Below are 14,116 nucleotides of genomic sequence, written 5' to 3' on the forward strand. Positions count from 1 at the left end.
TAAAGAACCCCCTTATCCAAAAGGGGGTTTCATTTATTTTACAGGATCTATACTGTGCCTCGTATAGTAGCTCTGATATCGATAAAATAGTTCAACCTGAACATCCTGCTGATCCAGAAAGAAAATAAAGTAGGTTCGAATGGAAGTGGAGTTCTTCTTATATTGAATGGACAACCTTCTTGCTACAGTCTCAATATGGTCCTCTAGTTCATTCTTTTTGATGGTGACGGGCTGAGTACTTTGTTCATTTACTTTTTCTATATAGTTATCTATGCAAGACAAAAGTTCTTGTTCTTTCTGTGATAGTGAGTTGATGTTCATTCTTGTATATCCTCATCCTTTATCCTAAAATAGTTTAAAAACCAATTTATGGAAATAAAAAAAGTCAGAAAAGAAGGTGTAATCCTCCTCTTCTGACTTATGTCCGGTTCTATGCCCATTCATTGCTATCAGAATTAGAATTTTTCATTGAGAAAAAGTAAATTCTTTTCTATGATAACATGATTGAGTCCATTATCAAAGGAGATTTTATGACGGCTTGAGGTTAAAAAGGATGAGGCTTTTGTCTTTATCGAAGCTCCAATCAACAAAGAAGTCTGCCACTTCTGCATTCAAACTTTCCTCAAAAGTATCTTTATGTTCTAAAAGAAGTCTCTTTTCTACATTCCGCTTTGCCAATTTCAATACCTCTTGAGACCCAAGCCGAATCAGTTCTTTCTCGAGTTCGATGAATATTCCTTCCCTTATGATCAATAAGGTACGCGAGTTTAGCAAGAAGGAATATGTATTCTCCGGCGGCTTCTGGACCTCTGCGCTAATCTTGATGATTTCGTCATTGACTGTCCCGCTGTTTTTAAAGTCATTTTTTTCTGGCAGCAGATGTTCTTCCGTAGAAGAAGACAGGACAGCAATCATCATTCCAGTCTTTTTTTGAAGCTCCCAATCGTAGTAGAATTCCTTAACATTCTTGCCGGAGTTTAATTCGATGTAGGCTGTAATTTCTGTAAGCAGTGAATCTATCAATAAATCCCTTGTTTTCTCTACATAGACCGTCTGGCCGCTGTCTATAAGGGATTTCTCCATTGGTGACAGAAAGTTGGAAATGTGCACTGTCACATAAGGACCGGATACATTACAGATGACATTTCCGGGTCCCTTGCCAAAATGTTCTCTCAGCAAGCGGCCGATATAGCCGGAAATGTTTTTTTCTAAGTGATTTTTTACCATATACTACCTCTCCGTATAATTTATTCCTTTTCCTTTTCCCTTTCTTTACTAATTGAAACCGCTCTTTAAGTAATAGGTTTAACAGACTAGCCGGTTTCATACTTTTTTGGGATGCAATTATGATAAAATTCTTTTATAATGAACTCACATACTAACAAATAATGGATAAACTAAAGTAACTTTAAAGGAGGTGGTGGAGGATGACAAGGGTACAATCATTGTCAAAATCTGCAGCGACTCATGCAAAGCCTGTTATTGGGAAGGCGATACTTTGCATGGGGTGAAACGATATTAGATAATCGCCCAGGCAAGCTTTCACATTTCTGATTTAACCTGGCTTTGCACCTTATTTTCTTTTTTATAAAAAATAATAAGGGGCTGGCGGAAATGAAAGCTGCGAAAGCTAATGATCTATTACCGGAAGAGTTATTAAGGGAAGTTCAAAAATATGTACAGGGAGAAACAATTTATATCCCAAAGCCAAAATCTTCTTATCAAAAGTGGGGTTCCCGTTCAGGCGGCAGGAAGCTGATCCAGGAAAGGAACTCCACAATTAAAAAAGCATTTAAAAGCGGTTGCGCAATTGATAAGCTGGCAGAGGATTATTTTCTTTCTCCAGAAACCATAAAGAAAATCGTGTATACAAGATAACTTCGAAGAAAGCACTGCCGTAGAATCTGCAGTGCTTTTTGTATGGCGAGTTCGGATGCTAAACATTTTCGCCATATTCACCAAAGGGGAAATACTCTACAATAATAGAGAAGATTTTTAAAAGGAGTAAATGAGATGGAACCTTTTATTAGAAACGCTCAGTACAACGTCATAAAAGCCCAGACAAAAGTCTTGATAAATGGTCATTCCAGTGCCAGCGACCCCGGGGTCCTGAAAGCACTGAAAGCTGTATCCCTGGAAAGAGTCATGACTCTTATTCCGGAACCCACTCAAGAACATCGGGATTTGCTTGAGCCGGTTGTCTCAATCAAAGATAAGCAGGACGCGGAATTATTTCTTGCCAGATTAAAGCCGTTTGTCATTCCTTTCCGGAACGGGGATATCTCTGAAAAAGCCTTGCAGAAGCTTTTTCCCAAAGTAAAGAAACTCAAGCTTCCAAATCTTGAAGGCATGGACTTTAAAGAGATTACTTATTTGGGCTGGACCGATATCGGCCAGGAAAGGAAGTATATTGTAACCGACAGGAACGGTAAGCTGACAGGCATCAGGGGAACATTCAGAAACCACAGCCAAAAGGGAGTCTGTTCAATATGCAATTCGATAGGCGATATCGGCATGTTCATTACTGAGTCCAAGGCCGCGGCAAACGGGACCTTCAGAAACCGCGGGAACTACATTTGCCAGGACAGCCAGGTATGCAACCAGAACCTGCAAAGCGAAGAAAAGCTCCATGAATTCATCGAGCATCTGCAGAACGTGTGATTGGTGACAGGCACGCCCCGGTATATGTCGAATGATAATTTGAAAAAGCACGCTCGGGGAGTGTGCTTTTTTGTTTGCGGGTGAGCTTGGGGTGTGATGACCTTCTCTGGCTAAAGGTGTCGAAATGTGTCGAATGGCCGATAAACGACAATTCCTGGTCGTTATTCGACAACCTTTGGTCGATATTCGACACAAAAAGAGCGATATTCGACAACCTTCCGTTGATAAACGACAAAACCCGGTCAATAAAAATGACATCTCACCAAAAAAGCGATGACCCCAAGCGGGATCATCGCTTCTTAGTATCATTGTTAAGAATGTTCTGCCGCCAATTCGACATTTCTCGGGGTGTGCCTGTCACGGGCAAGGATTTTCAGTGCAACGAACAGGAATGCCAAAGCCCCCATCATACGTACTGAAGCTGTCAGGATCATGGCGCTGCCCATACCGAACTGGTTCAGGAGCAGGACACCGAATTGTGGTGCAAGGAACCCGATGATCGCAAGCAGGAAGTTATAGTTTGCGATATAGGTAGTCAGCTGTTTCTGCGGGGAAGAATTGAGCAGCTGGTTGAACAACAGCAGGTTTGTTCCGGCCACAAAGACTCCAATCCACAGATTGATGGCGGTGATGTAGTAAAGGTTCGTTGAAACAATCATCAGGGCGGGTGCAGTCGCCATTCCTGCCGCAGCAACGAATAACATCATTGTGTTCCCATATTTATCTGCAAACTTTGCCCACCATTTTATGCTGACAATCTGGGAAAGCTGGTTTGTAACAGAAAACATGCTGAACCATAGGGCGGTGGCGTGTGCTTCTTTGATCTGATAAATACTGAAGATCGACCAGCCCATTTGTGCGCCAAAGTTAAAGAGCAGGGCACAAACAACGAAAGCCACATAGGGTTTATGCTTGAACACTTCAAGTGAAAATTTCTTCTTCTGTGCTTCTTCTTTTTCCTCTGAAACCGCCTGTTCGGCAGGCGCTTCTTTATGTTTTAGTAAGTAAAACACTTCAAGCAGGGCAAATCCAAATCCGACGATAAATAACATCTGATAGGGAAATACACTGCCTTCACTGAATTGCTCCAGGAAGAAGCCGGTACAGAACGTCACAATCATCGCCGTGATGGTCGTGGACCTGTTCCTCGAACTGAAGAAGTTGCCTCTTCTCTCTTCAGGAACAAGATCACCGATCATCGACTGCCAGGACAATCCGGATAAGGCACCCGGGAAGTTCAGCATGGCAATCAGTCCGACCAGAGCCCACGGGGCCCATTCAGGCGACAGGAACGGTACAAATAAAATGAGCATGAATAAAAGTCTTGTTGCAAACGTTGAGGCAACGGCAAAATTCTTCTTGCTTTTTACCCGGTTCAGCCACATGGCACCTGGAATCAAGGCAAGCATTCCGATAATGGATGGCAGGGAAGTGATCAGTCCCATCTGCGTATTACTTGCACCCAGGACACCAATGGCAAACAACGGAATATATCCATTCACAGCATTCGTAGAAACGGTTGAGGCGATTCCATTATAAATGCTGAGTTTTTCATTATTATTTAATTTCAAGCTTGCAGCTCTCCTCTTAATTAGTATTTCACGAAGGCATCTGCAACAAATATCCTGATTGATTGTACTTTTTTGCTTCTCGACAGGCAAGATAAAATGTAAAAAACAGTTAAATGGATTTACCTTCTCAATTGAGAAGGTAGTCTATTATGACTAGGTTCTAAAGTAGGATGAATTCCGACAAAAACCGGGGAGTGACTGTCACCAGGCCTGTTTGTAACCCCTTTTGGCAGGGAAATAGTTACATAAAGGATGATATGGGGGGACAAGGGTCATTATGCGGAGTGAGAGAAGGTTTTTGCTCGAACATCCTTCAGGGAGGATTATTACATATGAAATAATCGGTGATGTGTCCGGCAGGCCGGTCCTTTATTTTCATGGATGGGGATCTGTTGCTTCATCGGTCTTTTATGATGAAGAGTTTTTGCGCAAAAACGGCTTGTTCATTCTTATGGTGAACCGGCCGGGATACGGGGACTCCGATTTGGTAAAAGACTATACCATGTTTGATCATGCAGGTGATGTAAAAAAGGTTCTGGATCACTTGGGAATACAAGAAGAAGTTCACTGTTTCGGCTGGTCAAATGGGGCTCTTTTCGCTCAAGCGTATGCGTACCGTTATCCCGAGAGTGTGGCTGCACTCTCAATAGCAGGCAGTGCCATTCCTCTTACCAATAAAGAAAGCAGCAAGTTCCTTCCCATCCGATGGAAACTCATCCGCAAACTAGTGAGAATCGTTCCCTTCTTCATCCGCCGATTCTTACCGAGCGTCAATAAAAAATGGAATGGCCAAATCGGACGGATCTTAATGAAAATCCAGAATAGGGAGAAACATAGCGGTAGTCTCAATGATTTGAAAGAACAGCTGAAAAAGCAGACAGCAGAGGGGTTGAAAGAAGCTTATCGAACAAAAGGGTGGGCGGAATTTGCCGAACTCCGTGCAGTGATGAAGCCTTTTAAACTGGAGGAGTGGGAGGCACCGTTCCCGGTTCATATCTGGTATGCAGAAAAGGATAACCTTTGGCCGGAAGAAACGGCTCTATTCTTGCACAACAAATATCAAGGCTCGGCCATTCACTCAGTCAGGGAAGAAGGTCACTTCTTTTTCTTGGTCTATTGGAAGCAGATGCTGCAGGCGGCCATGTCTTTCGAATAGGAAGACCAGATTGGGAAAACCTATAAAAACTAACCTGAAGGAAGGTGTTGTTGATGGTGAAGCGCAGTACCAGAAATAGAGCAAAAGAGCAGCTTCAATCTGTATTGAGGGAGACCGATAACCCGGCGATTTTAAATGATGTCATTGACACGGAGCTTGGTGCGATGCCCGGAGTAACGGCAGAAGAGCTGACGACAGCAGAACGATACTCCGTACGAAATTCAACGGACGGCAAGACATGGAACAGTGCGGACGACATGTAATAAAGTAAACGAGGGCCTTTACAGGTCCTTTTTTTGTTCAGAAAGGTTAGCGGGAAGAAGTGGTACCTTTGTGCCCAAAATAAACCTCTCTTCAAGTATGAAATGGTAAAAATGACAAATAGTAATGTCAGAGAGTTTATTAAAGGAGACATGCTTATGTACAAGATTGAAGTCAATAACCTTACGAAAATCTTCGGACCCAACCCTAAAGAAGGGCTTAAAAGGTTAAAAGAGGGACAGGGGAAAGAAAAAATCTTAGAGGAAACCGGGATGACCGTCGGGGTGAACAATGCCACTTTCCAGGTGAAAGCAGGCGAATTTTTCGTGATCATGGGTCTCTCAGGGAGCGGGAAATCCACACTGATCAGGTTAGTGAACAGATTGATAGAGCCAACAGCGGGCGAGGTATTGATTGACGGCCATAATATTACGGAAATGACCAAGACAGATTTAATGCTGACCCGCAGAAAAAAATTGGCGATGGTCTTCCAAAAGTTTGCGTTGTTTCCTCACAGAACCGTTCAAGACAATGTGGAATACGGTCTAGAGATTCAAGGTATTGCTAAAGAGGAACGTTCCAAAAAGGCTCTCAAATCCATCCATGATGTCGGCCTTAAAGGATATGAAGACAGTTATCCGGACCAACTCAGCGGCGGTATGCAGCAAAGGGTCGGGCTGGCGCGGGCCCTTGCCAATGACTCGGATATCCTTCTTATGGATGAGGCATTCAGTGCATTGGATCCCCTTATCAGGAAAGAAATGCAGGATGAGCTCTTGAATCTGCAGAGTAAGCTTGGGAAAACAATCCTGTTCATTACCCATGACCTCGATGAAGCCCTTAAGCTCGGGGACAGAATTGCCATCATGAAGAACGGATCGATTGTCCAGATCGGCACCGCAGAGGAAATCCTCGAAAATCCGGCTAATGAATATGTGTATAACTTCGTTGAGGATGTGGACCGTTCAAAAGTGCTGGTGGCCGAGAATGTCATGAAAAAACCTGACGTGGTCACGACATGGAAGGACGGTCCGAGAATGGCTGTGAAAAAGATGGAAGATGCCGGTTTATCAAGTATCTTTGTAGTGGATAAGGATAAGAACTTGAAAGGGATCTTAACGATCGATTCAGCCATTCAGGCCTATAAAGAAAATAAGTGGGTGGAAGATGTGCTGGAGCAGGACTACCATACGACTTCCCCGGAAACGCCGTTAAATGATCTTATTGGCGTGGCTGCCGAGTCCAGATATCCGATTGCTGTGGTGGAGGATAACAAGCTGAAGGGAATCATCGTCAGGGTCTCAATTCTTTCGGGACTGGTACTTGGCAAAGAGCAAAGTGAGGTGACAGCAGAATGAACTATTTTACACTGCCGTTGGAAGAATGGACAAACAATTTTGTGTATGACTGGCTGATCCCGGTTCTGGGAGGTTTCTTTGAAGCCATCAGCGGTATCATTTCGTTTTTTATCAATGGAGTAGCGGATATTTTCACTTGGATCCCTGCTGAAGTCATGTCGATTATCCTTATTCTCCTTGCCTGGAAATTTGCCGGGAAGGGAGTCGCGCTCTTTACCTTGATCGGTGTGTTTTACCTTGGTTCGGTCGATCTCTGGGAAGATGCGATGTTAACCTTGGCGGTCGTTATAGTCGCGACCTTATTCTCGATTGTCATCGGGGTGCCGCTGGGCATTCTGGCTGCAAAATCCGAAGCTTTGGATAAAGTTGTCCGCCCGATCCTTGACTTCATGCAGACGTTGCCGAGCTTCGTGTACCTGATTCCGGCCATCCTGCTGTTCGGACTGGGTGAAGTTCCAGCGGTTATTTCAACTTTCGTCTTTGCCACACCGCCTGCTGTCAGGATGACCAGCCTTGCCATCAGGCAGGTGCCGGCAGATATGGTGGAAGCGGCAAAAGCATTCGGATCTACCTCATGGCAGATGTTGACAAAGGTGCAGCTTCCCGTGGCCATTCCGACCATTATGGCAGGAATCAACCAAACAATCATGCTTGCTTTGTCCATGGCGGTTATCGCTTCCATGATCGGGGCACCGGGGCTGGGATCAACCGTTTTAGCCGGTATCTCAAGCGTGAATGTTGGATTGGGGCTGGTCGGCGGTCTTGGAATTGTTGTTTTGGCCATCATCCTGGACCGTATTACGCAAGGGCTGGGTCAGAAATAAAAGAATAGGGGTGTAATGCAATGAAAAAATGGAAACTAGGCTTCATCTTGATGCTTGCAGTTTTTATGCTGATCGGCTGTGGAACGGGTGCCAACGATGAAGGAGAAGATAATGCAGAGCAAAATGGCGGCAACAATGAAGGAGTCACCATCAACTTTGGCGTGACTCCCTGGACGAGTACAGTGCCGCCGACCAAAGTGGCAAAACTGGTCCTGGAAGATATGGGGTACACCGTCAATGAAACACAAGCGGATGCCGGAGGAGTATATACAGGACTGGCAAGAGGGGATTTGGATGTATTCATGGATGCCTGGCTGCCGGTCATGCATGCGAATTACATGGAAAAATACGGCGATAAGCTTGACGACACAGCTGTCAGCTACACAGAAGGCCAGTTGGGCTGGGTCATCCCGACATATGTAGAGGGCATTGATTCCGTAGAAGATCTTAAAGGCAAGGAAGATCTATTCGGCGGAAAGATCTACGGAATTGAAGAAGGAGCCGGAATGACGGTTACATCAAGGGAAATGATTGAAAAGCTTGGTCTTGACCTGGAGTATGTAGCTTCCAGTGAAGGCGGGATGCTCGCACAGGCACAAAGGATGATGGAGAATGAAGAACCAGTGCTGTTTTTGGGATGGAGACCGCATCCTATGTTCGTCAATTATGATCTGAAAGTGCTTGAGAGTCCTGAGGACTATTTCCAAACATCTGAAGTCCATGTCATCACGAATAACGAATTGAAAGACAAAGCGGCGGAAGCATACGAATTCCTGAGCAAATGGAAGATGCCTGTAGAAGACATCGAGGAAATGATCGTGAAAATTGACGAAGGCCAGGATGCAGAAGAAGTAGCGCAAGAGTGGATCGACAACCATCCAGACGAAGTAAAAGAAATGAAAGGCAAATAATTTCATGGCAGGATCCAGCCTGGGGCTGGATCCTTTATTGCTTTAAAGCTGCTAATATATTCTCACATTCCCGCTTGATACAGAAACTTCAATGTTGTACTTCCCTGAACCGTGAGTACCTGAGATGTCACCATCATCCTGCTTTTGGTCTGTAAGCGGAAACTCACTGGAAATGCGGCCGCTGCTTGCTTCGCCATTGAGTTCAAAATCCGCATCATCCGGGAGATCAAGGTCAACCTGGCCGGAACTAAGGTCAAAGCTGATATCGCCTTTCAATTCCTTCATTTCCACTTCTATATCCCCCGATGAAAGCTCTCCCTTTAGAGGACCGATATAATCGTAAAGCTCGACATCGCCGGAACTGATATCGAAAATCCCTTCCTTGGTGGTAAACCGGTCCGCTGTAAGACTGCCGGATGAGCCGTTGTGAATAAATTTGTTTGTTTTGATATCTGTTAATTCGAGCCTGCCTGAACTCATATCCGTGCGTAACGTATCAAGCACCATAGGCTTTGAAGAAGAATCCCCTTCGAACTCAAGGCTTCCGGAGCCGATATTGATATCCATGTCCCGGTCAAAATGATCAGGAATGTAAACGGTCAGTTCAGATTTTTGGCCAAATGACATCCAGCTGAACCATTTCCGCCTCACTTCAACTCTGACGCCATCACCTTTTGCACTGACAATCAGGTTGCCTTTCCCTTCCAGTTCTGCTTTTACATCTTCGCGGTCCTCTGGAATGATGACCGTATTGCTGCTGGCAACATCAATTTCAATCTTATCTACATCATTGTTGACGGCCACACTGTTCTGGCCTGTACGTTTCCCGGAGGCAAATAAAGAAGTATTGTCATTGAGGATGATGAGTACCGATCCGACCACCAGAATGGCTATGATAATAGCAAAAAGATTTTTCATATTTATCCCTCGTTTCTTATGTCGCTTTCTATATCATCATCATATTGTGTTTACCAAGTTTATACAATGACACCGGCGATTTATTTTTTAATACGACCTGAGACGGAGAAGTATATGAAATAAACGGCAAAGGGGTTATAAAAAACAGGCAATAGTGACAGAATGAGAACAAAAACAGGAGAAACGTATATGTATCTACTCCTTGTAGTTGTGGTTTATATTATTTTTGCTTACCTTTTTGTGGATTGGAAGCGATGGAAAGATTACTATCCGACCGTCCAGTATTATTTGATCTGCAATTTGACTTATAATTTTCTGTTTTATAATCATACGTTATGGAAATACAAGGCCGTGACGGTCGACTGGCTGAACCATACATTGATTGAACTGACCTTTTCTTTTTTTATACTGCCGGTTGTATTGATGATTTATCTGAGGTACTACCCGAAGAACAGCAGGAAATCGCTTGTCTATGTCGCTGTTTGGATCGCTTATTTTACTTTCATAGAGTATATATTTTACAAAAGGGGCCTCTTTGTATATGAAAATGGCTGGGGAGCAGGCTGGTCTCTCATCTTCAACCTGATTATGTTTACAATGATCCGGATGCACTATAAAAACAAACTCCTTGCCCTGATCATTTCGCTGCCTCTCATTGCAGTTTTGCTGCTGTTCTTCCATCCATCACTCCAAGACATGAAATAGAGGGTGTTTCTATGCCAGACCTTAGTCTCCCGGTGTTTCTCATATTATTGATCGGCACCTATACAGCAATGGGGGTATATTTAAAAATAAGAAAGAATAAGATGAAATAAAAAACTTCTTGTTTTTTATGAAGAGGTCCGTTACACTATTTCTAATTTATATAACAGCGTTGACAGGAATAAGTAGCAGTTCATCTCCCTATTGCAGAGAGCCGGTGGCGGTGAAAACCGGTATAAAGGTGAATGTGAATTACCTCCTCGAGCTTTCTTTGTGAAGCGGCAGTAGCAAAGGACGGTTGAACCGTTATGTCTTAGAGTGGAAGAGCGATCTTCAACGAGGGTGGTACCGCGTGCAACAAACCACGTCCCTTTTTTGGGATGTGGTTTTTTTATTTTTTGTAAAAAATTTTTAAGGAGGAGAACAGGATGGCAGATTGGATGAAAGACCTGAATAATGACCAGTTAAAAGAAGTAGAAAGGCAGTTCGACATCTATGCCGGCGGTGCGCAGGAAATCATCCCTGAAGCCGAACTGAAACAAAAGATCGCCAAATCAATCAAGACCGGCACCCCATTGAAAATCAAGCTGGGACTGGACCCGTCTGCACCCGATGTGCACATCGGCCACACGGTAGTGTTAAATAAAATGAGGCAGTTTCAGGAGAATGGCCATATTGTCCAATTGATCATTGGTGACTTCACTGGAAAGATTGGAGATCCAACAGGAAAGTCGGCAGCGAGGAAGCAGCTGACCGATGAGGAGGTCAAACATAACGCCCAAACGTACTTTGAGCAGTTTGGAAAAGTGCTTGCTAAGGAAAAAGTAGAGCTGTTCTATAATTCCAAGTGGCTGAAGGACTTGAACCTGGAAGATGTCATCCATTTGGCCGGCAGTATCACGGTGGCAAGGCTGCTTGAACGGAATGACTTTTCGGAGAGACTATCCACCGGAAAACCGATTTCATTGCATGAGTTCTTTTACCCGCTTATGCAGGGATACGATTCGGTCGTCCTGGAAAGTGATATCGAACTCGGAGGAACGGATCAGCATTTCAATGTCTTGATGGGACGGACGCTGCAGGATCATTTTGGGAAAGAGAAGCAGGTTGTCATGCTGCTGCCGCTCCTGGAAGGCCTTGATGGCAAAGCAAAAATGTCCAAGTCAAAGCACAATTACATCGGGATTAATGAAGATCCCAATGAGATGTTCGGTAAGACAATGTCAATCCCGGATGAGCTCATGGTGAAATACTTTGAACTGGCCACGGACCTGCCATTGGAAAAAAAGAAAGAGATCAAGGATGAGCTGGAAAACGGCAGCCTTCACCCAAGGGATGCGAAGGTGCAGCTCGGGCATACCCTGGTCCGGATGTACCATGGTGAGGAAGCAGCCGAAAAAGCGCAGTCCCAGTTTGAATCTGTCTTTCAAAAAGGAGCTGTCCCGGTTGATATCCCTGTTGTTCATTGGGAGAAGGATACAGAGGCATCTGTCGTGGACCTGCTTGTTGCCCTTGGGATGATGAGCTCTAAAAGTGAAGCCCGGAGAATGATTGGAAACGGCGGAGTAAAAATCAACGGAAGCAAAGTCGAGGATCCTGCCCTCATAGTGTCATTGACAGACGGACTCATCATAGGTGTGGGGAAACGCAAATTTGCCAAAATAAAGCTCGGCTAAAAAAAGTTTTTAAATAAATTGGTAATTCATGTTTAAGTCGCGAGCCGCTGGGTATAATAAGTTGAGTAAAATACTATAACGAAATTTTTGTTTTGTTAGACATTAGGAGGAAAAAGAAAAATGGAACATGGTAAAGTAAAATGGTTTAACAGTGAAAAAGGTTTTGGATTCATCGAGCGCGAAGGTGGAGACGATGTATTCGTACACTTCTCAGCAATCCAAGGTGAAGGGTACAAATCATTAGACGAAGGCCAGGAAGTAACTTTCGATATCGAAGAAGGCCAACGCGGACCTCAAGCGACAAACGTTCAAAAAGTCTAATAATGAGATGCCTATAAAACAAGCCCTCTTTTTGAGGGCTTGTTTTTTTGGTTGATAATGATTTTGATTTTGATAATTATCATGCATTCCTTTAGAACTCATATTTCAAATGAAACAGGGTATTAATACAGAAAAAAGGCGGTGCAAGCATGGTTGAATTGCAGTATTTCACTGAAGGTGATTTTGACCAGCTGATCGGCTGGTTTGATTCCAAACGGGAATATATTCAATGGGGCGGAGGCGGCTTTGGTTACCCGCTGACACGGAGCAAGCTTCATTCACATATAGAAGATGCGAACCAGCAAGACAGCAAAAAGCTCATCTATAAGGTGGTTGAAACCGCTTCGGGAAAGGCGGTCGGACATATTTCCCTGGAGAGCATCGACAGGGAGAACCGCTCAGCAAGAGTCTGCCGTGTGCTGGTCGGGGAGGACTTCATGCGCGGCAAAGGTGTCGGGGAAGCAATGATGACGGAAATCCTGAAGGTTGCCTTTGATCAATTGAATCTCCATCGAGTGAGTCTCGGGGTTTATGATTTTAACCATTCAGCAATCAAATGTTATGAAAAAGCCGGCTTTCAAAAGGAAGGGCTTAAGCGTGACGTCCAAAGGTATGAAGATGAATACTGGAACCTTTGGGAGATGAGCATCCTCGAGGATGAATGGAAGAAAAAAGTAGACATATTATAGAGTTAAAGTGATATGATGTTCCTGTAAGATATCTTTCATGGAAAAAGGAGAACTAATTGAATGAAGAAGCAATGGAGTAAGATCGCTTTAACTCTTGCAGTCTTATTTGGTCTAGTTGCAAACAGTACAGTCATGGCAGCCGATAATGAAACGAACAAAGATAGCATAAATGAAAAATTCGGGCTTCCGATCGTGGTCCTGGGGGAATCCCTGTCTGAGGCTCAAAAGGAAGAAGTCAGGAAAGCCCTTGAAGTGGACGACCCTGAAATGGTCGAGGAAATTACGGTGACAGGTGAAGACCTGGCCCGCTATATCCAAGGTGAAGACAGAAATGCCAGAATGTTTTCATCAGCCAAAATTACACGAAAAGAAAAAGGAGAAGGCCTTGTCATCGAAAGGGCCACTCCTGGAAATATCACAGAAGTAACCGACGAAATGTATGCCAACGCTCTGCTGACAGCAGGGGTTGAAGATGCGACGGTAGTGGTAGCTTCCCCTATCAAGGTCAGCGGCCACTCTGCCCTCACAGGAATCTATAAAGCCTATGAAGTAAGCGGCGAGAAGCTGGACACAGTCAGAATGGAAGTCGCCAATGAAGAACTTGGCCTTGCGACGGAGCTGGCAAAAGAAGAAGGAATGAATCAGGAAAAGGTCAGTGAGCTCCTGACAGAAATCAAGAAGCAGATTGCCGAACAGAATCCTGCCACTAAGGAAGATGTAGAGCGGATCGTGAACGAGCAGCTGCAATCATTGAATATTGAACTCAGCCCTGAAGACCGTCAGCTGCTGATCGATTTATTTGATAAAATGAGAAACCTGGATATCGATTTCGACAATGTAAAAAGCCAGCTTGAAGATATTTCAAATGATATTAAGCAAAGGCTGGAAGAAGTAGTCGGTGAGGAAGGAAAAGGATTCTTACAGGGAGTGCTGGACTTCTTCCGTAATCTTTTCCAGTCATTAGCTGATCTGTTTAAATAATGTGTATCTAAAATCCGGAGGGAATTCCCCCGGATTTTTTCTTTGAATATTAAATTTATTATTTAGAATTGAATAAATTTTACAAAA

The 14,116-nt window shown here is 44.0% G+C and carries 16 protein-coding genes and 1 other annotated feature; of the genes, 12 read left to right on the top strand and 4 right to left on the bottom strand.

The annotated features are described in order from the left end of the window. Positions 1–33: 33 nt before the first annotated feature. Together ACOJQI_RS01105 and ACOJQI_RS01110 are read right to left on the bottom strand one after the other, a co-directional pair. Positions 34–321, bottom strand: a complete 288-nt coding sequence (locus ACOJQI_RS01105) for a hypothetical protein (protein WP_421382745.1) — start codon at positions 319–321, stop codon at positions 34–36. A 207-nt stretch (positions 322–528) separates the two neighbouring features. After that, a complete protein-coding gene (locus ACOJQI_RS01110) occupies positions 529–1,227 on the bottom strand; it encodes a DUF2294 domain-containing protein (protein ID WP_421382747.1) in 699 nt (232 codons plus the stop codon). Positions 1,228–1,614: 387 nt separating this feature from the next. Here ACOJQI_RS01110 and ACOJQI_RS01115 point away from each other — a divergent pair, with 387 nt between their 5' ends. After that, positions 1,615–1,878, top strand: a complete 264-nt coding sequence (locus ACOJQI_RS01115; protein ID WP_421382749.1) for a CD3324 family protein — start codon at positions 1,615–1,617, stop codon at positions 1,876–1,878. A 135-nt stretch (positions 1,879–2,013) separates the two neighbouring features. Further along, positions 2,014–2,661: a FusB/FusC family EF-G-binding protein gene (locus ACOJQI_RS01120; RefSeq protein WP_421382751.1), complete on the top strand. Its 648-nt coding sequence runs from the start codon at positions 2,014–2,016 to the stop codon at positions 2,659–2,661. A 311-nt stretch (positions 2,662–2,972) separates the two neighbouring features. Here ACOJQI_RS01120 and ACOJQI_RS01125 read toward each other — a convergent pair whose 3' ends face one another. Then, positions 2,973–4,232: an MFS transporter gene (locus ACOJQI_RS01125; RefSeq protein WP_421382753.1), complete on the bottom strand. Its 1,260-nt coding sequence runs from the start codon at positions 4,230–4,232 to the stop codon at positions 2,973–2,975. A gap of 277 nt (positions 4,233–4,509) precedes the next feature. On the opposite strand from ACOJQI_RS01125, the gene ACOJQI_RS01130 reads away from it, so the two are divergent. The 5 genes from ACOJQI_RS01130 to ACOJQI_RS01150 all read left to right on the top strand — a co-directional run bounded on the left by ACOJQI_RS01130 (position 4,510) and on the right by ACOJQI_RS01150 (position 8,742). After that, positions 4,510–5,388, top strand: coding sequence for an alpha/beta fold hydrolase (locus ACOJQI_RS01130; RefSeq protein ID WP_421382755.1), 879 nt, complete (start codon positions 4,510–4,512; stop codon positions 5,386–5,388). A 53-nt stretch (positions 5,389–5,441) separates the two neighbouring features. Further along, positions 5,442–5,651, top strand: a complete 210-nt coding sequence (locus ACOJQI_RS01135) for a hypothetical protein (protein ID WP_421382757.1) — start codon at positions 5,442–5,444, stop codon at positions 5,649–5,651. Positions 5,652–5,807: 156 nt separating this feature from the next. Continuing rightward, positions 5,808–7,007, top strand: a complete 1,200-nt coding sequence (locus ACOJQI_RS01140) for a quaternary amine ABC transporter ATP-binding protein (RefSeq protein WP_421382759.1) — start codon at positions 5,808–5,810, stop codon at positions 7,005–7,007. Beyond that, a complete protein-coding gene (locus tag ACOJQI_RS01145; protein ID WP_421382761.1) occupies positions 7,004–7,831 on the top strand; it encodes an ABC transporter permease in 828 nt (275 codons plus the stop codon). The genes ACOJQI_RS01140 and ACOJQI_RS01145 overlap by 4 nt, the downstream gene beginning before the upstream one ends. Positions 7,832–7,851: 20 nt before the next feature. Then, positions 7,852–8,742, top strand: a complete 891-nt coding sequence (locus tag ACOJQI_RS01150) for a glycine betaine ABC transporter substrate-binding protein (RefSeq protein WP_421382763.1) — start codon at positions 7,852–7,854, stop codon at positions 8,740–8,742. Between the two features lie 51 nt (positions 8,743–8,793). Here ACOJQI_RS01150 and ACOJQI_RS01155 read toward each other — a convergent pair whose 3' ends face one another. Continuing rightward, positions 8,794–9,660, bottom strand: coding sequence for a DUF4097 family beta strand repeat-containing protein (locus ACOJQI_RS01155; RefSeq protein ID WP_421382765.1), 867 nt, complete (start codon positions 9,658–9,660; stop codon positions 8,794–8,796). Positions 9,661–9,849: 189 nt separating this feature from the next. Between ACOJQI_RS01155 and ACOJQI_RS01160 the strand changes: the two genes are divergently transcribed. The 5 genes from ACOJQI_RS01160 to ACOJQI_RS01180 all read left to right on the top strand — a co-directional run bounded on the left by ACOJQI_RS01160 (position 9,850) and on the right by ACOJQI_RS01180 (position 14,029). Further along, positions 9,850–10,365 (top strand): CBO0543 family protein, encoded by a 516-nt coding sequence (locus ACOJQI_RS01160; protein ID WP_421382767.1) that lies wholly within the window; start codon positions 9,850–9,852, stop codon positions 10,363–10,365. A gap of 160 nt (positions 10,366–10,525) precedes the next feature. Beyond that, positions 10,526–10,737: a binding site (T-box leader), on the top strand. Positions 10,738–10,790: 53 nt separating this feature from the next. Continuing rightward, positions 10,791–12,038 carry a tyrosine--tRNA ligase gene (gene tyrS, locus ACOJQI_RS01165; RefSeq protein ID WP_421382769.1) on the top strand — a complete coding sequence of 416 codons (1,248 nt, stop codon included), beginning with the start codon at positions 10,791–10,793 and terminating at the stop codon, positions 12,036–12,038. 120 nt (positions 12,039–12,158) lie between these two features. After that, positions 12,159–12,359 carry a cold-shock protein gene (locus ACOJQI_RS01170; RefSeq protein ID WP_421382771.1) on the top strand — a complete coding sequence of 67 codons (201 nt, stop codon included), beginning with the start codon at positions 12,159–12,161 and terminating at the stop codon, positions 12,357–12,359. A 149-nt stretch (positions 12,360–12,508) separates the two neighbouring features. Beyond that, positions 12,509–13,048 carry a GNAT family N-acetyltransferase gene (locus ACOJQI_RS01175; RefSeq protein WP_421382773.1) on the top strand — a complete coding sequence of 180 codons (540 nt, stop codon included), beginning with the start codon at positions 12,509–12,511 and terminating at the stop codon, positions 13,046–13,048. Positions 13,049–13,108: 60 nt separating this feature from the next. Further along, positions 13,109–14,029 carry a DUF1002 domain-containing protein gene (locus tag ACOJQI_RS01180; RefSeq protein ID WP_421382775.1) on the top strand — a complete coding sequence of 307 codons (921 nt, stop codon included), beginning with the start codon at positions 13,109–13,111 and terminating at the stop codon, positions 14,027–14,029. Positions 14,030–14,116 lie beyond the last annotated feature (87 nt).

The organism is Bacillus salacetis, from assembly GCF_049177075.1.
GTDB classification, from domain to species: domain Bacteria; phylum Bacillota; class Bacilli; order Bacillales; family Bacillaceae_B; genus Rossellomorea; species Rossellomorea salacetis_A.